This is a genomic window from Rouxiella silvae, assembly GCF_002093625.1.
In the GTDB taxonomy this organism is placed as follows: Bacteria; Pseudomonadota; Gammaproteobacteria; order Enterobacterales; family Enterobacteriaceae; genus Rouxiella; species Rouxiella silvae.
On record NZ_MRWD01000039.1, the window covers coordinates 1 to 21718 of the forward strand.

Genomic DNA, 21718 nt, shown 5'->3' on the forward strand with positions numbered 1-21718 from the left:
TAAAGAGACACTGCAACTTACTTATATGATGTAGTGAAAAAAATATTTAAAATTTCTATATATTTTCCAAAAATAGGTTTTCGCCCTGAGAGGTTAACTGCCCTATGCTGGAATTATGCGATTCCGTGTTGCAGCATCTCATGCCCGGTAAATTCTATCGCTAAGTCTTGCGCAACGTCCTGTGCTCGCATACGGTTTGCCTCTGGCTGCCTCTACGTCTTACCGCCAATGTTCAGTCTGATTAAAATCGAGAGTTACCTGTAATGTAAATTCGCCCGCGGTGGTTTGTAGATGACACAGCCAAGGCACTCTGTTTTGCTTATAAATCAATTTACTGAATAATAGTATTCATCAATACGCTAGATTTTATTCCAGCAGATCTTTACTCTGACCGCCCATGATCAAATCCTTTGAAATGAGTACGCGTAATGAAGAAGATTTTTCCGCTGTCAGCCATCATTATTCTGGTTATTGTTGCCATAACAGCCTGGCGGCTCAACAGAACCCCCGTACATGACCCGCACTATGATGCAACGGTCTGTGCCGCAGTGGATATTTTGGGTAAGAAACCGGTTGATGATAAGGAGTTGCTAGAGAGGATTCGTTACATTATCACTAATGAAAACAACTCTTATGCGGTCGATCAGGTGAAATATAATGCAACGTTGGCGCAGGTTTCAGTCAAGCGATATCAGGCATTAAGCACTCAACAGAAAACGTTTGCCGGTCAAAATATTGACAGCTGTATTCAGGCGATGGCCGCGGGCGCGGCAGAGAAAAACAATCAATAGCCGTTGGCTTAAAAAGATCTTTGAGTACGCAGAGCCTTCTCAGGCCCTGCGTTAACGCGTCAGTAATTACTTACCCTGCGCCTTGCTGATTGCGGCCTGCAGGTCTTCGGCAGACACAGCACCCGGCAATATCGTGGTGTTATTGGCGTTGGCACCGCTGGTTGGCATCACGATGAAACCAGGTGTTCCCTGGAAGCCCAGCGTTTTTGCCAGATCGTCATTCTTAGCCAGCGTCGCGTGCGTTTCCTGACGATGCGCATCGCTCGGCAGTGCCGCATGCACTTTTTCTACCGCACCAGAAATATCGGCGTCAGTCAGCTTGCCTTCGTCATGACCGGTAGCATAAATCGCATTGTGATAGTCCAAATAAGCCTGAGCGCCCTTCTGTTTGTAAACCGACAACCCGGTTTCAGCCGCAGTAATCGACGCCTTCCAGCGGTCACCAAAAATTGGCCACTCTTTAAACACGAAGCGTACATTTGGATTAGCTTTAATGGTCTGCTCCACCAGCGGCGCCATGTGGCTACAGTAGAGGCACTGGTAGTCGAAAAATTCTACGAATGCGACTTTCGCATCTTTTGGACCATAAGACGGGGTATCTTTATCCTGCAACAGCGCGGGCGCATTGGCTAACACGGCGGTCAAAGAATCACTGGCCTGTTGCTGCTGCTGTTGTGCTTGCAGCTTCTGGCTCGCCTGCACCAACACTTCAGGATGCGCGATGATGTAATCAGAGGCGATTTTGCCAATAGCCTGCTGCTGCGCGTCGGTAAAAGTGGCGCTGTCTGCTGCCGCAGCCAAACCAGGCATTGCGATCAGCCCAGCCAGCAAAGTCATCATATGACGTTTCATAAAAATACTTCCTTAGAGTTAGAGGCTTAAATTTTTTTCACAAATTTAAAACAGATGAATGACATAAAAACTAAAGTATTACACCGATGGCGGGCATCAATAAATTGTGAGCTTTTATTAATCATGCCGTTTTTTTGATAAAAAAAACCACGCTGCTACACGTGGTTTAGGTTTTGACCCACTTATTCAGCACGTTATCAGAGATTACCGGCAATAATCTTTTGTGCATCGACCAGCGCCTGTTGCTTACCCAGCAGGCCGGTCATCATTGCATTATACTGCGTGACCTGTTGCTGGGTCGGGAACTGCACGGCACCGTTGGCAAAAGCAACCTGCGTTCCCTGCTGCCCCAGGAAGTCACCCACGGCAATAATGTCCTGCGTGAAACCTGACAGAGCCGGAACAACCGGGATTAGAGCATTGGCCGGTTGAGTCACGTCCTGAGCATAAACTTGATTATAAATCGCTTTCAAATCATCAGGCTGCTTAAGCGCTGCCTGCGCGGTGTCGGCAGTCGCCTTGGCGGTCTGAATTTGCTGCGCCAGCGTATTGAGGGTACCGGCCGCCTGCTGCAACGCAGGCTTTTGCTGCAAATAGTCCTGCGGCACGCGAATCTGGGCAATGCTGTTCACTGCAGGAGACAAACTGTTATTAATGGACTGCTTCATCTGACGGGAGAAGGTCAGAATGATGGTGTAATCGTTAACGTAGTTGCCGAATTTCTGTCTCTGATCTTCGCTCAGCGTGGGCAGGTTCTGACCACTGCGCATCACGGTATTTTGCAAGTAGTCGATGAACGCTTTCCTTTGCTCCGGCTCTTTATCACCACAGGCGGTAAGTTGGAAAACCACCAGTAATGCAACTACAGGCGCCAGCCAGCGCGCGAAAGTCCTGCTCCTGATCCCTACAGTCATTTTCCTGACTCCTGATTTGAACTTCTTATTAAGTACTGATACCCAAAAAGTAGCTTAGTAGAATAGACCATCCTGCGGGCTTAGGATACAGCAAAGAAGCGACTGCCCAAAGCCAGTGCACGCTGCACGAATAGAGGGATTAATGCCGCCGGCGCTCGCTTAACTGCCGCGTCCCACCCTTTATCTCACGTCTGAAAACGTTTAAATAAAAATTATTAAGACGTTGATTTATCGACCCTTAGTTCTGATGTTTCCCTGATTTTTCTCACTATCTCACCAATTTGGCAAGGTTATTGCCTGTTGTTTAAGAGCAGGAGCGATAGCGGGAAACCGGTGTCGCCACACAATTTGAAATAGGGTCACTAGGGTTCCGGTCTGCACTGTGCAGATGGCTGGTCCGAGAGTGACCGACCGCCCTCTGGCGGTTACACGGCGGGATAAAAGCCCGGGAGGCCAAAGCGAGATCCAATCTCGCCGCCGACCTCCTGCACTTTTCCCGTGGTCAACGTCAGAGGAATTATCATGATTAAAGCTTGCCAACGCCTGCTGCTCAGCGCCCTATGCTTTGCCGCACTTCTCAGCCAGCCCGCCCTGGCCGCCGTTAAACCTACCTTTAAAATTGCCTGGTCAATTTATGCCGGATGGATGCCCTGGGACTATGCCCAGCAAAGCGGCATTCTCAAAAAATGGGCCGATAAATACGGCATCACGATTCAGTTCGTGCAGGTCAATGACTACATCGAATCGGTCAATCAATACACTTCGGGCGGATTTGACGGCTGCACTATGACCAACATGGACGCGCTGACCATTCCCGCAACCGGCGGCGTGGACAGCACTGCGCTTATCGTCGGTGACTATTCCAACGGCAACGACGGCATCATGCTCAAAGGCAAAGGTGACATTACCTCGTTGAAGGGCCAGTCGATTAATCTGGTCGAACTTTCAGTTTCGCAATACCTGCTGGCGCGGGCGCTGGAAAAATCGGGTATGAGCGAGAAAGACGTCACCGTAGTGAACACCGCCGATGCCGACCTGGTGGCCGCCTTTAGCACTCCGCAGGTGAAATCGATAGTCACCTGGAACCCGTTGCTGGCGGAAGCCAAAAAGCAGCCGGACAGCCACGAAATTTTCTCTTCCGCCCAAATCCCCGGCGAAATTCTCGACCTGCTGGTTGTTAACAGTAAAACCCTCACCGCCCACCCTGAACTCGGCAAAGCGCTGACCGGCGCCTGGTATGAAACGCTGAACGCCATCAAAGGCAACGGCAGCGACGCGGTTAAAGCGCGCACTTTTATGGCTCAGGAGTCCGGAACCGACCTCAAAGGTTTTGACCAGCAGTTGGCGGCAACTTACCTCTTTAGCTCACCGCAGCAAACGCTCGATTTCGTCAGCGGCGCGCAAATTAAAACCACCATGCAATCCGTGGCCGAGTTCTCCTTCAAACACGGCCTGCTGGGCGACGGTGCGGCCGATGCCACCACGGTGGGCATTACTACGCCTACGGGTAACTGGGGCAATCCGGCGAATCAAAAGCTGCGCTTTACCGATGAATTCGTGAAGCTCGCTGCCGCCAACAAACTGTAATCAAACACTTTTCATCGTTTTTTAAAAGGGCATTTCGATGCGCAAAATGATCAACTACCAACCGCAACGCTTGTCACGTAGTTTGCTTGGGCTGCTGCCCTTGCTGCTGCTGGTATTGGTTTATCTGATGGCTTCGGATGCCCGTTTGGCGGTCAATGCGTTCGACAAACTGCTGCCGAGCTTCTCCTCAATGGGCGACGCTTTCTATCGGATGGCGTTCGAGCCAAGTCCGCGCACCGGTGAATATTTGCTGTGGACTGACACCTACGTCAGTCTGACTCGCCTGCTGAGCGGCATTGCCATCAGTGCTTTTCTCGGCTTGGCGTTGGGCATATTTTGCGGCGCACTGCCCGCCGTGCGTTCACTAATTTCTCCGCTGGTGACGCTGTTTGCGCTCATCCCTCCGCTGGCGGTATTGCCGATCCTTTTTATCTGCTTTGGCCTCGGCGAACTGTCGAAAGTCGTGCTGATTGCCGTGGGCGTGACGCCGTTTATTGCACGCGATCTGCAACAGCACGTGCAGGCTATCCCGCACGAACAGTTGATAAAAGCACAGACCCTGAGCGCCCACAGCGGGCAAATTCTGTGGCGAATTATTTTGCCACAGCTGATGCCGCGCCTGCTCGATGCCGTGCGGCTTTCATTGGGTTCAGCTTGGTTGTTTCTCATTGCTGCCGAGGCCATTGCCGCTACCGAAGGGCTGGGTTACCGCATTTTCCTGATGCGCCGCTATCTGGCAATGGACGTGATTTTGCCTTATGTAGCGTGGATAACGCTGCTGGCTTTCCTCCTCGATGCCTTGCTGCGCTTGATAAGCCGCCGCTGCTGGCCGTGGTATTACGTTAAATAAGTTTTAAATACGGAGTGATGCATGAGCTTATTGAGTATGCGCAATCTCGAAAAACACTACGGCAATCAGGTGGTGCTGGAACGCGTTAACGCCGAGGTACAGGAGGGTGAATTTGTGTCGATCGTAGGCGCATCCGGCTGCGGTAAAACCACTTTTTTAAAAATGATGTTGGGAACCGAAAGCCCGAGCAAAGGCCAACTGCTGCTCGACGGGAAGCCTATCAAGCAGGAGCCGGGCGAAGATCGCGGCGTGGTTTTTCAACGCTACTCGGTGTTTCCCCATTTGACAGCGCTGCAAAACGTGATGCTCGGCGAAGAATTTGTCCAGGCACGCTGGCTGGGCCGCGTTTGGGGCAGCAAGCGCAAGGCGATTGCGGATAGCGCCAAGGAGATGCTGACTCAGGTTGGACTGGGTCATGCATTGGATAAATATCCGCATCAGCTCTCCGGCGGCATGCAGCAGCGGCTGGCATTGGCGCAGGCGTTAACCAAGAAACCGCGAATTTTGCTGCTCGATGAGCCTTTTGGGGCGCTGGATCCAGGTATTCGCAAGGATATGCATCAGTTAATCACTGAGCTGTGGAAGCAGCATCATCTGACTATTTTCATGATAACCCACGACCTGAAAGAGGGATTTTCCCTCGGCTCGCGGCTGTGGGTATTCGACAAAATCCGCCACGACCCGCAGGCGCCCGACGCTTGGGGTGCAAGCATTACCTACGATATTCCACTCTAAAGGAGAACGCGATGAGTGACTCTACAGACACCCAGTATCAAACACTGCTGCCGGCCGGTTCACACTGGTCGCTGCGGATAAAAAGCGGGTCGGCGCTGCGCTTTACCGACATTGAAGGTGGAGCCAACCTTGGCCTGCTGTTCTATAACCCGGAAAATCTGCTCGAGCGCTATAACGCGCCGGACACCTTAAAGTGCCAGCACACTTTTCGACTCACCGCAGGCCACTGTCTTTACTCCGACATGGGCCGTATTTTTTGCGGCATAGAGCACGACACGCTTGGCTGGCACGACACCGTGTGCGGCAGCATGAACGCCGCTCTGAGCGCACAGCGATTCGGCGCATTAAGCTATCAGCAAGCGCACAACGGCCGCTATCAAAACGGCTATGACAGCTTTTTAGTCGAATTGGCGAAATACGGGCTAGGCAAGCGTGACATGGCCGCCTGCATCAATCTGTTCTCCAAAGTGACTGTGGATAACGACGGCAATCTGGCGCTCGAGCCGCAACACGTCCCCGGAGCCAGCGTCACGCTGCGTTTCGCCATGGATACGTTGGTGGTGATGCACAGCTGTCCGCATCCGCTCACCGAGGTAGCGGATTATCCGCGCGCCCCCGTTGCTGTCGCCCTGCTGGCAGGGACGGCCCCGCTGCCGCCACACTGTTTGGCACAGGCTGAGAATCAGCGTGGTCAGGCAAATAATGACTTATACCATCACATCCCCTGCTGCCCAGGAGCACGCTAATGATCCAGACCAGCCCACGCTTTGTTGAGAACGCGTTAACCCACCAGCAGATTAACGCCGGTGACTATTGGTTGCACAGAATTGAAGCGGGACAAACGCTGCGCATTATTGACAGTGAAGGCAATCAGGCGGCTGACACGCTGTTTTTTAACGCCGACGACGTTGGCGAGCGCTACAGCATGACCGATACGCTACGCCAACAAAAAAATGTATTTATAACCGCGGGAAGCGTGCTGCTCTCTAACGACTGTCGCCCAATGCTGGAAATTGTTGCCGACACCTGCGGGCGTCACGACACGCTGGGTGGTGCCTGCGCCACGGAAAGCAACACCGTGCGCTATTCACTGGAAAAACGCCACATGCACGCCTGCCGCGACAGCTGGATGCTGGCAATTGCCGAGCATCCACACTACGGTCTGACTAAAAGAGATATTGCACACAATATTAACTTCTTTATGAACGTGCCGGTGACCGCGCAGGGTGACCTGACGTTTGCAGATGGCCTCTCAGCACCGGGAAAATACGTCGAAATGGTGGCAAAAATGAACATATTGGTGCTTATCTCCAACTGTCCGCAGTTGAATAACCCCTGCAATGGCTATAACCCTACGCCGATTGAAGCGGTGATCTGGTAAATCCGACCCGACAACGCGTGCCTCGGGACGACCCGCAGAACGTCACGCATCAGCAACATAGCAGGACGACCTGCCCGTCGAAGCACAGAGAGTCAACCATGTTTAAATGCGTTCTGATTGCCAACCGTGGCGCTATTGCAGTGCGTATCATTCGCACCCTCAAAAGGCTGGGCGTGCGCGCTATTGCGGTTTATGCCGAAGCAGACCAGCACTCTTTACACGTGCGTCAGGCCGATGAAGCATTTAGCCTCGGCGTGGGCAACGTGAGGGAAACTTACCTCAGCCAGGATAAATTACTGGCGATAGCCCACAGGTGCGGTGCCGAAGCTATTCATCCAGGCTATGGTTTCCTGTCTGAAAACGCCGCCTTTGTTGAACGCTGCACACAAGAAGGTTTCATATTCCTGGGACCCACGCCTGCCCAGATGTCGGCCTTCGGACTCAAACACAGTGCTCGCCAACTGGCTGAAACCTGCCAAGTACCGCTATTGCCAGGAAGCGGTCTGCTGCAAAACCTCGAGCAGGCACTGTTCTGCGCCGAAACCATGGGTTATCCGCTGATGCTAAAAAGTACCGCAGGCGGCGGTGGCATTGGCATGCAGCGCTGTGACGATGCCGCCAGCCTCAGCGAGGCCTTCATCCGCGTAAAACGCCTCGCGGGAAACAACTTCGCCGACGATGGCGTATTTTTAGAGAAGTTTGTCGCCGCAGCGCGCCATATTGAGGTACAAATTTTTGGCGACGGTGAAGGCTGTGTCATTGCTCTGGGCGAAAGAGACTGCTCCGCGCAGCGCCGTAACCAGAAAGTGATTGAGGAAACTCCAGCGCCAAATCTGCCACAGCCGGTGAGAGAAGCACTACAACAGACGGCCGTGCGCCTCGGGCAGGCCGTTAATTACCGCAGTGCCGGAACGGTGGAATATGTTTACGACGTCAGTACCGAACAGTTTTATTTTCTCGAAGTAAACACCCGTTTGCAGGTGGAGCACGGCGTTACCGAAATGGTCTACGGCGTTGATATCGTCAGTTGGATGGTGCAACTCGGCGCGGGATGTCTGCCGCCATTGGCCGAGTTGGGTCAGTGTAAACCGCAGGGTCACGCCATTCAGGTGAGGCTTTATGCCGAAGATCCGGCCAAGCAGTTTCAGCCCAGCGCGGGGTTGCTCAGCCTCGTCAGCTTCCCCGTCAGTGTGGAAAACGCCGCGCTGCGCATCGACAGTTGGATAGACAGCGGCTGTGACATTTCGCCGTTCTATGACCCGATGCTGGCGAAGGTTATCGTCCACGCCGACAGCCGCGCACAGGCACTCACCGCGCTGCGCCAATCGCTGCATGAAACGGCACTGTACGGGATTGAAACCAATCTGAATTATTTGCGCCATTTGCTGGCTCAACCGGTGGTGGTGCAGGGTAAAGTGATTACCGCAACGTTGGCACACGTTGCCTATCAGCCTGCGACCTTTGACGTGCTTTCACCCGGCACACTAACCAGTATTCAGGATTCACCGGGCCGCAGCGGCTATTGGCACGTCGGCGTGCCTCCTTCTGGTCCCTTCGACAGCCGCTCTTTTCGTCTAGGCAACCGTCTGCTGGGCAACGATGCGCAGGCGGCGGGGTTGGAAATTACGCTGCGCGGACCGACGCTGCGTTTTAATCAGGACTGTGCGTTTATTATCAGTGGGGCAGATATAGAGGCCCGACTCGATGACCAGTCGCTGCCAATGTGGAAAATCTGCAACGCGCATGCCGGAGAAACACTGCACCTTGGAAAAGTAGCGGGTGACGGCTGCCGCAGCTACCTGCTGCTGGCGGGTGGCATCGACTGCCCGCACTATCTCGGCAGCCGCAGCACTTTTACTCTTGGCAAATTCGGTGGACATGCCGGTCGCCAGCTGCGCAGCGGTGACGTGCTGCACCTTGCCGCGCCTCATAAGCAACAGCCAAAAACGCTGCCCGCCAACCTGCTGCCGGAATGGGGAGATGTGCGCACCCTGCGGGTCATTTATGGCCCGCAGGGTGCGCCGAAATTTTTCACCGAACGGGATATTGAGCACTTTTTCAACGCCATATGGCAAGTGCACTATAACTCGAGCCGCACCGGCATTCGTCTTATCGGCCCGAAACCGGAGTGGGCGCGCACCGACGGAGGTGAAGCGGGCATGCATCCTTCCAACATTCACGATAATGCCTATGCCTTCGGTACCGTCGATTTCACCGGTGATATGCCCGTTATTTTGGGTCCGGATGGCCCTTCGCTGGGCGGCTTTGTTTGTCCAGCCACGGTTATCCAGGCTGACCTCTGGCAGTTAGGTCAGCTCAAGTCGGGCGATAGCCTGCGTTTTGTGCCCGTTTCCCTTGAAGAGGCCGACCGATTATCGCATGAGGCTGAAGTTGAGCTCTCAACGCTGCTTTCCCAGCCGAAGGCTGGGATCGCGATGCAACGGCAAAATCCAGTTTTATGGCACCGAGCGGCGCAGGGAGCGCTGCCGTCGGTGACGCATCTCGCCGCAGGCGATCGATTTATTTTGGTGGAATATGGCGATCCAATTTTGGATATTTCGCTGCGTTTTCGTGCACATGCGCTGATGCAGTGGTTAGAAAACCATCCTTTACCCGGCATGCTGGAACTGACGCCAGGAATTCGATCGCTACAAATTCATTTCGACAGCCTAATCTGCCCCCGCAATTCACTGATTGATCATTTAAAACGGGCAGAACAGACGCTGGGTGATTTGCAGCAGGCCGAGGTTCCGTCACGCACCGTCTGGCTACCGCTAAGCTGGGACGACGATGCCTGCCGTGAGGCGATTGAGAAATATACCCAGTCGGTTCGCCCCGGTGCGCCTTGGTGCCCGAGCAATATCGAATTTATCCGTCGTATCAACGGCCTTGACAGCATAGAGCAAGTGAAGGAGACCGTTTTTGACGCCCGTTATCTGGTTATGGGCCTCGGCGACGTGTATCTCGGGGCTCCGGTGGCCACGCCGCTCAATCCACGCCATCGGCTAGTGACCACCAAATATAATCCGGCGCGAACTTGGACGGCGGAAAACTCGGTGGGGATCGGCGGTGCGTATCTTTGTGTGTATGGCATGGAGGGCCCAGGCGGCTATCAGTTTGTGGGCCGTACGCTGCAAATGTGGAATCGCGATCGCCAGACTGAGGCATTTGTTCAGCCTTGGCTGCTGCGCTTTTTCGACCAAATTCGTTTCTATCCGGTCAGCGCTGAAGAGCTCAAGGCAATACGCTTAGCCTTCCCCTATGGAAACACACCGCTGCGCACCGAGGAAGGCACATTCCGTCTCGCCGACTATCAGGCTGAACTTGCGGCGCAGCAAGAAGAGGTCGAGAACTTTCAGCAACATCGACAGTTGGCCTTTGAAAAAGAGCTGACACAATGGCGCGCCGAGGGCCAATTCACCTACGACAGCAGTTTGCAGGAGCAATCACCGCTGGGTGAGCAGGCCATTCCCGAAGGCTGCGTGGGAATCGACAGTCAGGTGGCGGGCAGTCTGTGGCAATGGCTGGTGAAAAAGGGAGACGGTGTTTCAGCGGGTCAAACGCTGGGTATTCTTGAATCGATGAAAATGGAAATTCCCATTATTTCGACGGTAAGCGGCACAGTAGAGAGTCTTTCACGTCAGACAGGGGCTCAGGTACAGGCGGGTCAAACGCTGGCCATCATCAAAGAGTGAACGTTACCCGTCCGCCGCCGTGGTGGACGGGGCTTTTACTGCACGTGAAGATCACATTTAAATGCAAAATTTTCATTCACCCTGACCTTTTTCGTTTAATGTCTTTTGTTTGTCTATGCTTGAATTTAATAAAATTAATTAACAGGAACGGCAAAGCAGATAATGAGCGAAAAGACCCAATTAGAAGAGCAAGAAGCGATTGTTACTTTTTCACAAAATAGCTGGGACGGGCAGCGCATTGAAGGATCTTCAGCGGTCAATGCGCTGGAGCAGGGCAAAGTTCTTTTTTTCCCCCATTTGGCTTTTCCCCTCAGTGCACAACAGCAGCGATTGTTGGACCCCGCGTTGGTTGATCCCAAGAAAAAAAATATTAGCTACAGCGTAGGCAATCACTTGATAAAAGGCGTGGCCGATGCCGCGGTTGAACCGCAGATAAGAAAGCTGCTGGAAAGCTATTACCAATCCTGCAGCGCGCTAATTTCTTCCGTTCTTCCGCAGTATCAACACGTTTTGCGTAAGCCGGTTAACAGCCTGCGCCTGCATCCCGTCACGGTGTGGCGCAACAACAGTTCTTGGCGCAAGGACGACAGCCGCCTGCACGTTGACGCTTTCCCTTTCCGCCCCAACTACGGTGAACGTATTCTGCGGATCTTTACTAATGTTAATCCACACGGAGAAGACCGCGTCTGGCGAGTTGGGGAACCTTTCTCGGAGTTGGCGACCAGAATGTTACCCAAGCTTTCATCGTATTCGCCACGAAAAAGCTGGCTGCTGGAAAAAATCGGCGTCACTAAAAGCCTCCGCAGCCACTACGATCATTTAATGCTGCAACTGCACGACAAAATGAAGGCTGACGGACACTATCAGCAGCATGGCCAACAGCTGACTCAGCGTTTCCCTACCGGAAGCACCTGGGTATGCTTCTCCGACCAAACGCCTCATGCGGCAATGTCCGGCCAGTTTATGCTGGAGCAAACCTTCCTGATGTCGGTGAAAGATATGCAAAACCCTGAGCTCTCTCCGCTAAAAACGCTGCAAAGGCTCACCCGTCAAAAGCTGATTTGACTGATATCGGCAATCACCTGTCGACGCTCTTCGCGCTGCGCGGCCATATTGCTCATCAACTGATTGACAATTTCCGGCGGCGCCACGTCGGGGTGACCGGCATTAAACGGGGGCGCGGGCGCGTATTCCAGACCCAGCTGTATCCGCTGCGCCAGCGCTTCATCTACCAACTCGGCGACCAGTGTCAGGGCAAAATCGATACCGGCCGTCACGCCGCCGCCGCTGATGATATTGCCGTCGCGCACCACTCTTTCTGAGACCGGAACCGCGCCAAACCACGCCAGCGTATCCAGATACATCCAGTGGCAGCCTGCGCGTTTTCCCTTCAGCAATCCGGCGGCGGCAAGGATGAGCGAACCGGTACATACCGAGGTGATATAGGTCGCCTTGGACGCCAACCTTTTTATTTGCTGCATAAAGTCAGCATCCTGCATTGCATCGGTACATCCCCCGCCACCCGGAACGCAGAGCACGTCACAGTCGACAAGATTTTCTAGCGACTGAAGCGACGAAAAGTGCAGCCCTTCCGACCCTATCGTTTTTCCCCCAATCGAGGCGGCAATGAGCTGTGCATCAGGCAAGCGCGACAGCACCTGCCAAGGGCCGGTGAAATCGAGTTGGGTCACGCCGGGATAAAGCGGAAAGACGATGGTTAACGGCTTTTTCATCACAAACTCCTGTTCGGTTAATTGGCATCCCTAGATTATCCGTATTATATTTGACGCAAAGGTCATATTTCCCTCATAAAACGCCATTTAACCTGAGGCACTCCATGATGAAACAGCTCGGTTTTATCGTCTTCCCCGATTTTAATTTACTGGATTTCGCCGGGCCGCTGACGGCTTTTGATACAGTATCGCGAGATTTACCCGCTCCGCTTTACCAGTGCCACGCGCTGTCGGTTGAAGGCGGTTTAATCACCAGTACACCGGGCGTTCAAGTGATGACTCAGCCGATCGCCACTGGCCTCGAGTTCGACACCTTGATTATTGCGGGCGGGCGCGGCGTGACCGCAGCCATGAATAACACACCGTTGCTGGATTTTTTACGCGACCAGCATCAGCGGGGAAAGCGCGTCACCAGCGTCTGCTCGGGGGCATTTATTCTTGCCGCCACCGGCCTGTTGGATCAGCAGCGCGTCACGACTCACTGGTCACAGGCGCAGCGTTTACAGCAGCGTTTCCCCGCGGTTAAGGTCGATCAGGACAGGATTTTTATTCAACAAGACAGGCTATGGACGTCCGCAGGCATTACCGCCGGTATCGACCTGGCGCTGGCGATGATTGAGCAGGACAACGGTGCTGAACTCGCGGCCAGAACGGCGCGGCAGTTAGTCGTTTATCAACGACGGGCGGGCGGCCAATCGCAGTTTTCGGTGCTTCAAGAGCTTGATCCCACGTCGAACAGAGTGCGCGCTGCGCTTACCTATGCCCGAGAACATTTGGCGCAACCGCTGTCGGTGAGTGACTTGGCCGATGCTGCCTGCCTGAGCCTCCGTCAGTTCGGTCGGCTGTTTCGCAGTGAAACGGGCCAAACACCGGCTAAAATTATTGAGCAACTGCGGGTTGAAGCGGCGCGTGAGCGCATAGAGAGCGGACACGGCACGCTGGAGGCCATCGCCAGACAGGTCGGATTCAATGACCCGGAGAGAATGCGTCGGGCATTTATTCGCCTGACTGGCGAGCCACCGCAGGGAATACGGCGGCGGGCGCAGCGCTGATTACGATTACCGAGATTCCGATTAAAGCCCTTTCAATGCCTGTTCGAAGTCGGCGATCAGGTCTTCGGTATCTTCAATGCCGATGCTGATCCTTACCAGCCCCTCGGTTATCCCGCTTTCAAGACGTATTTTTTCAGGCACCGCGCTGTGCGTCGTGGTGGCAGGATGGCAGGCCAGTGAATCGGTATCACCCAGCGATACCGCCTGCGTCACCAGCGTTAAACTGTCGAGGAAATGACGCGCCGCTTTTCGGCCGCCTTTCAGCTCAATCGCCATGATGCCACCGAACAGTTTCATCTGCTTACGCGCCACGTCGTGACCAGCATGTGTTTTCAGTCCCGGATAGAAAACCTCAGCCACTGCCGGATGTTCATCAAGGAACTCAGCAATCTTCTGCGCACTGTTGGAGCTGGCTTCAACGCGCAGCGGCAGCGTTTTAAGCCCGCGGGTCATCAGCGCGGCCTCAAACGGGCTTAGGCAACCGCCAAACTGCTTGAGGCACAGCGTGCGGATAGGATCAATCAGCTCGCGCCGTCCTGCCACTACGCCGCCGGTCGCATCGCCGTGGCCGCTGATATATTTAGTGGCTGAATGCAGCACCACGTCAATGCCGAGCGCCAGCGGACGCGTGAGGTAAGGCGTGGCAAAGGTGTTATCAACCACCGTTATCGCACCCGCTTCGCGAGACAATCGTGCAGCTTCTTCAAGTGAAACGATGCCCATTACCGGGTTGGCTGGCGTTTCAATAAACAGCATTTTGGTTTTTTCGGTAAATGCGCTTTGAAGTGATTCGAGGTCAGGAACAAACACCGGCTTAATGCCATAGCGCGGCAGCAGGTTGCGTATAACGCCTTCCGTACCGCCGTATAGCGCGCCAATATGAATAATTTCGTCACCGGTTTTTAGCAGCGCAAACAGAGTCGCACTGACCGCTGCCATGCCGCTGGCGCAGGCCACCGCCGACTCGGCGTCTTCCAATATCGCCATGCGCTCTTCGAAGGCGGTAACGGTCGGATTACCAAAACGGCTGTACATATAGCCGGGGTCTTCACCACTGAATCGTCGGGCACCGCTGTCGAAATCTCCATAAGAGAAGGAGGACGTGGCGACGATCGGGCTCGAAATCGCCCCGCTTTGCGCATCTGGATGCTGCCCGCCGTGAACGGCTAACGTACGCATGCCGAGTGACGAATGATTACCTGACTTTTTCATATCACAGTCCTGAGTATTGGATCCAATTAAGCCTATTTAATGGTAGCAGGATGCCAAGTTATCAATTGGTAACGTAGTTCTTATATGCGATATGAATATCACCAATCGATATAGGCGCGAAGTGGATAGAAATATGTACGCCTATTTTTTGTCTAACATGAGGAAATAACAGACAAAAAAAACCGGCTCGGGCGAGGTGCCAGAACCGGTTTTTTCAGCACACGACAGGATTATTGCAGAACTGAAATATCCGCAACCTGCAGGAACAGCTCACGCAGTTTGCTCAACAGCGTCAGACGGTTAATGCGCACCGCTTCGTCTTCTGCCATTACCATTACGCCGTCAAAGAAGGCGTCAACCGGTTCACGTAGCGAAGCCAGCTCAACCAACGCCTCTTGATACTGACCGGCAGCAAACAGCGGCTCCAGTTTGTCACGCAGCACCACCAGGTGGGTGGCCAGTTTCACTTCAGACGACTCTTTCAATACTGAGGCATGCACGTGGTCGTACAGCGCTTCGGTCGATTTCGCCAGAATGTTAGACACGCGTTTGTTGGCCGCAGCCAGCGTGGCGGCTTCGTCCAGCGTACGGAAGTAGCTCACCGCCTTCACCCGCGCATCAAAGTCGGCCGGTTTGGTCGGACGACGTGCCAACACCGCTTGAATAGTATCAACGGCGTGACCTTCTTCCTGATACCAAGCGCGGAAGCGACCGAGCATGAAATCAACCACGTCATCGACCACTTTCTCGTTGGTCAGCTTGTCGCCGTACAAACGCACCGCTTCTTCAGTCAACGTTTGCAGGTCCAGCGGCAGGTTTTTCTCAACGATAATACGCAGTACACCCAGCGCTGCACGACGCAGTGCAAACGGGTCTTTATCACCTTTTGGATGTTGCCCGATACCAAAAATACCGGCCAGCGTGTCCATTTTGTCAGCGATTGCCAGCGCACAGGCCACCAGCGAGTCAGGCAACTTGTCACCGGCAAAGCGCGGCTGATACTGCTCGTTCAGCGCAACGGCCACCTCTTCTGCTTCGCCGTCATGGCGCGCATAGTGCATCCCCATCACGCCCTGGGTGTCGGTGAACTCGAACACCATGTTGGTCATCAGGTCGCATTTGGACAGCAAACCGGCGCGCTGAGCGTTATCGACGTTGGCACCGATTTTATCGGCAATCCAACCAGATAGCGCCTGAATGCGATCAGTTTTGTCGCGCAGCGTACCCAGCTGTTTCTGGAACAACACGGTTTCAAGACGCGGCAGGTTATCTTCGAGACGTTTCTTGCGGTCGGTATTGAAGAAGAACTCGGCATCGGCCAGACGCGGACGAACCACCTTCTCGTTACCGGAGATAATCTGCTGCGGGTCTTTTGATTCGATGTTGGCTACAAAAATGAAGTTTGGTAACAGATTGCCCGCCGTGTCGTACACCGGGAAATACTTCTGATCGCCTTTCATGGTGTAAACCAGCGCTTCCGCCGGAACAGCCAAGAATTTCTCTTCAAATTTAGCGGTCAGCACCACCGGCCACTCAACCAGTGAGGTCACTTCTTCCAACAGGCTTTCGCTCAGGTCGGCAACGCCACCGATTTCAGCCGCGGCCTTCTCTGCGCCCTGCTTGATAACAGCTTTACGCTGTTCGTAATCGGCGATCACTTTACCGCGCTCTAACAGAATCTGTGGATACTGGTCGGCGTTATCGATAGTGAATTCCGGCTCGCCCATAAAGCGGTGACCGCGAACAGTGCGCGCCGAGTCAATGCCCAAAATGGTGCCAGGGATCAGTTCGTCGCCCAGCAGCAGGGTCACGGTATGTACTGGACGTACAAACTGCACGTCGGAATCGCCCCAACGCATCAGTTTTGGAATAGGCAATTTTTGCAGTGAGGTGGCAATCATCGCCGGGAGCAGCGCCTGAGCGCTTTCGCCTTTGACGTGAGCGCGATACACCAGCCACTCGCCTTTATCACCTACCAGACGCTCGGCCTGATCGACGGTGATACCACAGCCGCGTGCCCAACCTTCTGCGGCTTTGGTCGCTTTGCCTTCGGCGTCAAACGCCAGGGCAATCGCCGGACCGCGTTTTTCAACTTCGCGATCGGCCTGTGCCGCGCTCAGATTGGCAATTTTCACCGCCAAACGACGCGGAGCTGCAAACCACTGCACGTCGCCGTGCGGCAAATTGGCCGCATTCAGCTCGGCTTTCAGGTTGGCTGCGAAAGACTCGGCAAGATTACGCAGTGCCTTTGGTGGCAGCTCTTCCGTGCCGATTTCCACCAGAAATGTTTTTTCAGTCATCACTGTTTCTCACTTCTCGTTCTTTTTGCACATCGGGAAGCCCAGCGCCTCGCGGGAAGCATAATAAGCTTCGGCCACCAACTTGGTCAGGGTACGGATGCGCAGAATATAGCGCTGACGCTCGGTCACGGAGATCGCCTTACGCGCGTCCAGCAGGTTGAAGCAGTGGGCCGCCTTCAGAATGCGTTCGTAAGCAGGCAGTGCCAGCGGCTTTTCAAGCGCCAGCAGTTTCTGTGCTTCTTTCTCGTGCTGCTCAAAGCTGTGGAACAGGAATTCGACGTCGGCGTGTTCGAAGTTGTAAGTCGATTGCTCCACTTCGTTTTGATGGAAAACGTCGCCGTATGTGGTTTTGCCGAGTGGGCCATTGCTCCACACCAGGTCATACACGCTGTCTACGCCCTGAATGTACATCGCCAGACGCTCGAGGCCGTAGGTGATTTCGCCGGTAACCGGTTTGCACTCAAGGCCGCCAACCTGTTGAAAATAGGTAAACTGCGTCACTTCCATTCCGTTCAGCCAGACTTCCCAGCCCAGACCCCAGGCACCCAGCGTCGGGTTTTCCCAGTTATCTTCAACGAAACGGATGTCATGAATGGTCGGATCGAGACCGAGCACTTTCAGCGAGCCGAGGTACAGCTCCTGAATGTTGTCCGGTGAAGGTTTAATCATCACCTGGAACTGATAATAGTGCTGCAGACGGTTAGGGTTTTCACCGTAACGGCCGTCGGTAGGACGACGTGAGGGCTGGACGTAAGCGGCAGCAAAAGGCTCTGGGCCCAGCGCGCGCAGGCTGGTCATCGGGTGGGACGTTCCCGCGCCGACTTCCATATCCAATGGCTGCACGATAGTACAGCCCTGTTGTGCCCAGTAATCCTGAAGCGTCAGGATCAGGCCCTGAAAGGTCTTGGTATCAAACTTTTGCATGTTGGTTTCGCACGCGAGACAAGTGAGTTTATACCCCAAATAATTCGAGTTGCGGGAAGGCGACAAGCTCGTGAATCCCCGAGAGCTTAGATAACTAAGTGACTGGGGTAAGCGAGCACAGTCAACGCATCTGCAACTTGTAGTATGACGGGTATCAAAGAGTCGAACAGTATACCCGCTGAACGGAAGATAATCAGCTATCACTTCTTATATATGCATTTTGAAAAGCAGCGAATGCCACATCACGGCGCACACCCAACGCGAAATTGCCTGCCCATGGCGCATCAGGGCATTCAAACGCCCGCGCAGAGGGTGATTTTCGGCTCACGGCCAGACTGGCATCAAGATTGCTAGCATCCTTATGACTTGAAGGCTAAGGAGGCTCGCTTATGTCAACCGCACCATCCCAAAGTACTTATCGTTATCGAATTTTTGCGATGATTTTTTTCATTGCCCTCATCAACTATATCGATCGCGGCGCGCTCTCCTTTGCGGCCAATGATATTTCAGCAGAATTTCACTTCAGCAAGCTGCAGCTAGGTGCCGTGCTGGGCTATTTTGGCTTTGGCTATTTGTTTGGTTCACTGTGCGGTGGGTTTCTGGCCGACAGAATTGGCACCAAAAAAGTCTGGCTGATGGCGGGCGTACTGTGGTCATTACTCGAAATTGCCACCGCTTGGGCAGGCCAACTCGGCGTGGCGATGTTTAGCGGTTCTGCCATCATGGGCTTCGCGGTATTGCGTATCACCTTCGGTTTCGCCGAGGGTCCAGCCTATGCCTTGATGAATAAAACCATCGCGCATTGGGCACCGCGCAAAGAGCGCGGTTTCTCATTGGGTATTGGCCTGCTCAGCACTCAAGTTGGCGCACTGCTAACGGCTCCGCTGGCGGTGGGATTACTGCTGCTGACCCATGACTGGCGTACCATGTTTATGGTGCTTGGCATATTTTCACTGCTAGCGATCCTGATATTTGCCCGCTCGTTTACCGATACGCCCGGGCAGCATCCTAAAGTCAGTCGGGCCGAACTTGAAAAAATTAACGCTGACGCGCAGAGCGACGACAACGGGCCAGCTCAGCCTTGGTGGGCCTTTTTCACTAACCGCACGCTGGTGCTCAACGCGCTGGGCTACTTCTCTTTCCTGTATGTCACCTTTGTCTTGGTGACCTGGAGCCCAAAATATTTGCAGGACACCTTCCACTATGACCTGCATTCGCTGTGGTACGTCGCGATGATCCCCTGGACCGGTGCCTGCATAACTGTGCTGCTCGGCGGAAAAATTGCCGACAACCTGCTGCGTAAAACCGGCAATCTCAGATTGGCGCGCAACGTTTTTGCGGCGGTCACTCTGCTGCTGACCGCCACCTGTTTCGTACTTATCCCCTACGCGCACTCGCCGTTTGAAATCATTCTGCTGATGACCTTGGGTAACGCACTGAATGCGTTGGTAAATAATGTTTACTGGTCAGTAGTGATCGACGTGTCACCCAAAGCGTCGGTGGGAACCTACAGCGGCATGACACTGGCTATTGCCAACGTAGCCTCAATATTAGCCCCTACGCTGAGCGGTTATCTGGCGCAGTTTCACGGCTATGGCGCAATGTTTACCGCCACGGCAGCCGTTTCGTTTTGCAGCATGCTGTGCATGACACTGCTACAGCCTGAAAAACGCATGAAACTCGACACTGTGACGCAGGTTCCTCAGGTAGCGCTTGCAGAGAAATAGCAGAAAGACCAAGATTGCGGAGATAATTTATCCGCAATCTTGGGGCTATACGATGACGCGCTGCAGCTGGGTTTCCAACGATCCGCTTTATATTGAGTACCACGACAAAGAGTGGGGCGTGCCAGTAAAAGACCCGCGCGAACTGTTTGAAATGTTGTGCCTTGAGGGCCAGCAGGCGGGGCTTTCCTGGATTACGGTGTTAAAAAAACGCGAAAACTATCGCCGCTTCTTTCATCAGTTTGTGCCGGAACGTATTGCCGAAATGACTTCGGAAGACGTCGATGCGCTGGTGCTTGAAAGCGGAATTATCCGCCATCGTGGCAAAATAGAAGCGATTATCACCAATGCCAAAGTATGGCTGGCCATGCAGGCAGCCGGTGAAGACTTCTCGGCCTTCATCTGGCAGTTCGTTAACCATCAACCGGTCATCAATAATCCGCAGGGTCCCGGCGACATTCTGGCCAAAAACGAGGTCTCTGACGCGATGTCCAAGGCATTGAAAAAGCGCGGTTTCAAGTTTATCGGCTCGACCATCTGCTATGCGTTTATGCAGGCCAGCGGCCTGGTGAACGATCATCAAACCTATTGCCTATGCCATCCCCAACAGCAGCCTGCATAATCCGCCGATCGGCGAGTGCCGATCTTGATGAAATAATGCTGCTTTGGCTGCGCAGTACGCTAGCGGCACATCCGTTTATCGACGAGTCCTACTGGTATGAAAGTGCTGCGATGGTCAGAGAAACTTTTTTGCCGCAGTCAATAACGTGGGTGGCCAGCCGACCGGAAGACGGCGAAATTATCGGCTTTATCAGCGTACTGAATCAGCAATTCATCGGCGCACTTTTCGTCATTGAGCAGGTCTACGGCGCAGGCATTGCCCAGCGTTTGATGGCCGAGGTGAAGAACAATTATTCTTCGCTGCTGCTTGAGGTTTATCAGCAAAATCAGCGTGCCGTAGCATTCTACCGCCGGGAAGGTTTTGCGGTGATTGCTGACACTCATCACCCCGGTACCGGTTTAGCAACCTGGGTAATGAGTTGGAAGAGTGCCACACTGGCCGAGTAAATTGCTGTAGCGTTTAGCGGGCTACGTGGCTAAATCAGCCACGTCCAAATATAGCGATGACTGCATCAAGGTGCTCTTTCATGGCCTTTTTAGCGCCGCGGGCGTCGCGTGCCTCAATGGCGTTGAGGACAGCCAAATGTTCGACCTCCGAGCGATGAGGCATGTCCTGTGTCGTGTAGTGCAACTGCAGGCTGCGAAACATCGTGCCGTAGCGGTGCCCCAATAGGTGGGCAATGATAAACGCATAGGTTGGATTACTGCTGGCCTCGGCGATGCGAATATGAAACAGTCTGTCGCCGGGATGGGTAGCCGAACCTTGCCGATTGTCGCGACAGTTCTGCTCATAAGCCTGCCTGATCGCCGCAAGTTGCTCATCTGACGCGTGGCGCGCGGCCAGTGCAGCGGTCTCGGGTTCGATTAAACGTCGAGTTTGCAGCAGTGAAAAAGGGGGAAGCTCGGCGGTGAAATCAAGCTCGATATTGAGTTCGTCATCGACGTCGGCCCACTGATTACGGCCTGCCAACGCCATCACCGGTTCCTGTGATGGCGGCAATCTCCCCGCCGACGAATCACAGACAATGACGCCATTCCCCACCTTCACATCGACCAGTCCAATCACTTCCAAAGCAATCAACGCCTCGCGCACCGAAGCTCGACTCACCTGCAACTGGCTGGCCAGTTCCCGTTCCGACGGCAGGCGGCTTCCGGGTGGAAATTCTTTATTATCAATTAACGTTTTCAGTTGATCGGCTATCTGCCTATAAATTCTAGGATTTTCGAGCTTTTTAATCGGCATAGGTCACCTGAGGTCATTTTTGATTAAGCGATTCAGCTACGTTTTTTTAGAAAATTTTGTTGCCGATTTGTTTTTAATGTGTGAAATCTAATCAAATGAAAAGG

Annotated in this window: 19 protein-coding genes and 1 riboswitch; of the genes, 12 read left to right on the forward strand and 7 right to left on the reverse strand. The window is 53.7% G+C overall.

From position 1 onward, the window contains the following. The first annotated feature begins 428 nt into the window (after positions 1 to 428). Entirely contained in the window at positions 429 to 791 is a 363-nt protein-coding gene (locus BS639_RS15820; RefSeq protein WP_055775588.1) for a hypothetical protein, read from the forward strand. A 66-nt stretch (positions 792 to 857) separates the two neighbouring features. Here the strand turns inward: BS639_RS15820 and BS639_RS15825 are convergent, their stop codons facing one another. Both BS639_RS15825 and BS639_RS15830 read right to left on the reverse strand, forming a co-directional pair. Next, positions 858 to 1643, reverse strand: a complete 786-nt coding sequence (locus BS639_RS15825) for a DsbA family protein (RefSeq protein ID WP_084983585.1) — start codon at positions 1641 to 1643, stop codon at positions 858 to 860. 197 nt (positions 1644 to 1840) lie between these two features. Next, the gene (locus tag BS639_RS15830) at positions 1841 to 2557 is read right to left on the reverse strand and encodes a DUF3053 domain-containing protein (protein ID WP_055775583.1); all 717 of its coding nucleotides are present in this window, start codon (positions 2555 to 2557) and stop codon (positions 1841 to 1843) included. A 351-nt stretch (positions 2558 to 2908) separates the two neighbouring features. Beyond that, positions 2909 to 3011: riboswitch (guanidine-I (ykkC/yxkD leader) on the forward strand. Between the two features lie 68 nt (positions 3012 to 3079). Here BS639_RS15830 and BS639_RS15835 point away from each other — a divergent pair. The 7 genes from BS639_RS15835 to BS639_RS15865 all read left to right on the forward strand — a co-directional run bounded on the left by BS639_RS15835 (position 3080) and on the right by BS639_RS15865 (position 11870). Next, on the forward strand, positions 3080 to 4144 hold the full coding sequence (locus BS639_RS15835; protein ID WP_055775576.1) for a putative urea ABC transporter substrate-binding protein: 1065 nt from the start codon (positions 3080 to 3082) through the stop codon (positions 4142 to 4144). A gap of 37 nt (positions 4145 to 4181) precedes the next feature. Next, complete coding sequence (locus BS639_RS15840; RefSeq protein WP_055775573.1) at positions 4182 to 4994, forward strand: ABC transporter permease; 813 nt, start codon at positions 4182 to 4184, stop codon at positions 4992 to 4994. A 21-nt stretch (positions 4995 to 5015) separates the two neighbouring features. Continuing rightward, on the forward strand, positions 5016 to 5729 hold the full coding sequence (locus tag BS639_RS15845; protein WP_055775571.1) for an ABC transporter ATP-binding protein: 714 nt from the start codon (positions 5016 to 5018) through the stop codon (positions 5727 to 5729). 11 nt (positions 5730 to 5740) lie between these two features. Continuing rightward, on the forward strand, positions 5741 to 6475 hold the full coding sequence (locus BS639_RS15850; protein WP_084983586.1) for an urea amidolyase associated protein UAAP1: 735 nt from the start codon (positions 5741 to 5743) through the stop codon (positions 6473 to 6475). Continuing rightward, positions 6475 to 7110 (forward strand): urea amidolyase associated protein UAAP2, encoded by a 636-nt coding sequence (locus tag BS639_RS15855; protein ID WP_084983587.1) that lies wholly within the window; start codon positions 6475 to 6477, stop codon positions 7108 to 7110. The genes BS639_RS15850 and BS639_RS15855 overlap by 1 nt, the downstream gene beginning before the upstream one ends. 98 nt (positions 7111 to 7208) lie before the next feature. Next, positions 7209 to 10805 carry an urea carboxylase gene (uca, locus tag BS639_RS15860; protein WP_084983588.1) on the forward strand — a complete coding sequence of 1199 codons (3597 nt, stop codon included), beginning with the start codon at positions 7209 to 7211 and terminating at the stop codon, positions 10803 to 10805. Positions 10806 to 10967: 162 nt separating this feature from the next. Then, positions 10968 to 11870, forward strand: a complete 903-nt coding sequence (locus BS639_RS15865; RefSeq protein ID WP_084983589.1) for a Kdo hydroxylase family protein — start codon at positions 10968 to 10970, stop codon at positions 11868 to 11870. On the opposite strand, the gene BS639_RS15870 is transcribed toward BS639_RS15865, so the two are convergent. Continuing rightward, complete coding sequence (locus BS639_RS15870) at positions 11855 to 12538, reverse strand: DJ-1/PfpI family protein (RefSeq protein ID WP_084983590.1); 684 nt, start codon at positions 12536 to 12538, stop codon at positions 11855 to 11857. The two genes, BS639_RS15865 and BS639_RS15870, sit on opposite strands and share 16 nt — an antisense overlap. 107 nt (positions 12539 to 12645) lie before the next feature. Between BS639_RS15870 and BS639_RS15875 the strand changes: the two genes are divergently transcribed. Further along, complete coding sequence (locus tag BS639_RS15875; RefSeq protein WP_084983591.1) at positions 12646 to 13590, forward strand: GlxA family transcriptional regulator; 945 nt, start codon at positions 12646 to 12648, stop codon at positions 13588 to 13590. 21 nt (positions 13591 to 13611) lie between these two features. On the opposite strand, the gene BS639_RS15880 is transcribed toward BS639_RS15875, so the two are convergent. The 3 genes from BS639_RS15880 to glyQ form a co-directional block, all read right to left on the reverse strand. Continuing rightward, positions 13612 to 14802, reverse strand: a complete 1191-nt coding sequence (locus tag BS639_RS15880; protein ID WP_084983592.1) for a trans-sulfuration enzyme family protein — start codon at positions 14800 to 14802, stop codon at positions 13612 to 13614. 230 nt (positions 14803 to 15032) lie between these two features. After that, positions 15033 to 17102 carry a glycine--tRNA ligase subunit beta gene (gene glyS / locus BS639_RS15885; protein ID WP_084983593.1) on the reverse strand — a complete coding sequence of 690 codons (2070 nt, stop codon included), beginning with the start codon at positions 17100 to 17102 and terminating at the stop codon, positions 15033 to 15035. A 9-nt stretch (positions 17103 to 17111) separates the two neighbouring features. Next, positions 17112 to 18026, reverse strand: coding sequence for a glycine--tRNA ligase subunit alpha (gene glyQ, locus BS639_RS15890; RefSeq protein WP_055775539.1), 915 nt, complete (start codon positions 18024 to 18026; stop codon positions 17112 to 17114). 389 nt (positions 18027 to 18415) lie between these two features. Here glyQ and BS639_RS15895 point away from each other — a divergent pair, with 389 nt between their 5' ends. From BS639_RS15895 to BS639_RS15905, 3 genes are read left to right on the forward strand one after another with little or no spacing between them, the layout of a single operon-like run. Beyond that, positions 18416 to 19753: an MFS transporter gene (locus BS639_RS15895; RefSeq protein WP_084983594.1), complete on the forward strand. Its 1338-nt coding sequence runs from the start codon at positions 18416 to 18418 to the stop codon at positions 19751 to 19753. A 52-nt stretch (positions 19754 to 19805) separates the two neighbouring features. After that, positions 19806 to 20372: a DNA-3-methyladenine glycosylase I gene (locus BS639_RS15900; RefSeq protein ID WP_084983595.1), complete on the forward strand. Its 567-nt coding sequence runs from the start codon at positions 19806 to 19808 to the stop codon at positions 20370 to 20372. Then, a complete protein-coding gene (locus tag BS639_RS15905) occupies positions 20369 to 20818 on the forward strand; it encodes an N-acetyltransferase (protein WP_084983609.1) in 450 nt (149 codons plus the stop codon). Before BS639_RS15900 ends, BS639_RS15905 begins: the two co-directional genes overlap by 4 nt. 34 nt (positions 20819 to 20852) lie before the next feature. Here BS639_RS15905 and BS639_RS15910 read toward each other — a convergent pair whose 3' ends face one another. Next, positions 20853 to 21614, reverse strand: coding sequence for a FadR/GntR family transcriptional regulator (locus BS639_RS15910; RefSeq protein WP_084983596.1), 762 nt, complete (start codon positions 21612 to 21614; stop codon positions 20853 to 20855). Between the last annotated feature and the right edge of the window lie 104 nt (positions 21615 to 21718).

Bases quoted from the DNA above. Each gene is read 5' to 3' on its own strand.
- BS639_RS15865 (WP_084983589.1), top strand. From the start codon at position 10,968: ATGAGCGAAAAGACCCAATTAGAAGAGCAAGAAGCGATTGTTACTTTT.
- BS639_RS15835 (WP_055775576.1), top strand. From the start codon at position 3,080: ATGATTAAAGCTTGCCAACGCCTGCTGCTCAGCGCCCTATGCTTTGCC.
- glyQ (WP_055775539.1), bottom strand. From the start codon at position 18,026: ATGCAAAAGTTTGATACCAAGACCTTTCAGGGCCTGATCCTGACGCTT.
- BS639_RS15825 (WP_084983585.1), bottom strand. From the start codon at position 1,643: ATGAAACGTCATATGATGACTTTGCTGGCTGGGCTGATCGCAATGCCT.
- BS639_RS15840 (WP_055775573.1), top strand. From the start codon at position 4,182: ATGCGCAAAATGATCAACTACCAACCGCAACGCTTGTCACGTAGTTTG.
- BS639_RS15830 (WP_055775583.1), bottom strand. From the start codon at position 2,557: ATGACTGTAGGGATCAGGAGCAGGACTTTCGCGCGCTGGCTGGCGCCT.
- uca (WP_084983588.1), top strand. From the start codon at position 7,209: ATGTTTAAATGCGTTCTGATTGCCAACCGTGGCGCTATTGCAGTGCGT.
- BS639_RS15855 (WP_084983587.1), top strand. From the start codon at position 6,475: ATGATCCAGACCAGCCCACGCTTTGTTGAGAACGCGTTAACCCACCAG.
- BS639_RS15820 (WP_055775588.1), top strand. From the start codon at position 429: ATGAAGAAGATTTTTCCGCTGTCAGCCATCATTATTCTGGTTATTGTT.
- BS639_RS15870 (WP_084983590.1), bottom strand. From the start codon at position 12,538: ATGAAAAAGCCGTTAACCATCGTCTTTCCGCTTTATCCCGGCGTGACC.
- BS639_RS15900 (WP_084983595.1), top strand. From the start codon at position 19,806: ATGACGCGCTGCAGCTGGGTTTCCAACGATCCGCTTTATATTGAGTAC.
- glyS (WP_084983593.1), bottom strand. From the start codon at position 17,102: ATGACTGAAAAAACATTTCTGGTGGAAATCGGCACGGAAGAGCTGCCA.
- BS639_RS15910 (WP_084983596.1), bottom strand. From the start codon at position 21,614: ATGCCGATTAAAAAGCTCGAAAATCCTAGAATTTATAGGCAGATAGCC.
- BS639_RS15875 (WP_084983591.1), top strand. From the start codon at position 12,646: ATGAAACAGCTCGGTTTTATCGTCTTCCCCGATTTTAATTTACTGGAT.
- BS639_RS15845 (WP_055775571.1), top strand. From the start codon at position 5,016: ATGAGCTTATTGAGTATGCGCAATCTCGAAAAACACTACGGCAATCAG.
- BS639_RS15895 (WP_084983594.1), top strand. From the start codon at position 18,416: ATGTCAACCGCACCATCCCAAAGTACTTATCGTTATCGAATTTTTGCG.
- BS639_RS15850 (WP_084983586.1), top strand. From the start codon at position 5,741: ATGAGTGACTCTACAGACACCCAGTATCAAACACTGCTGCCGGCCGGT.
- BS639_RS15880 (WP_084983592.1), bottom strand. From the start codon at position 14,802: ATGAAAAAGTCAGGTAATCATTCGTCACTCGGCATGCGTACGTTAGCC.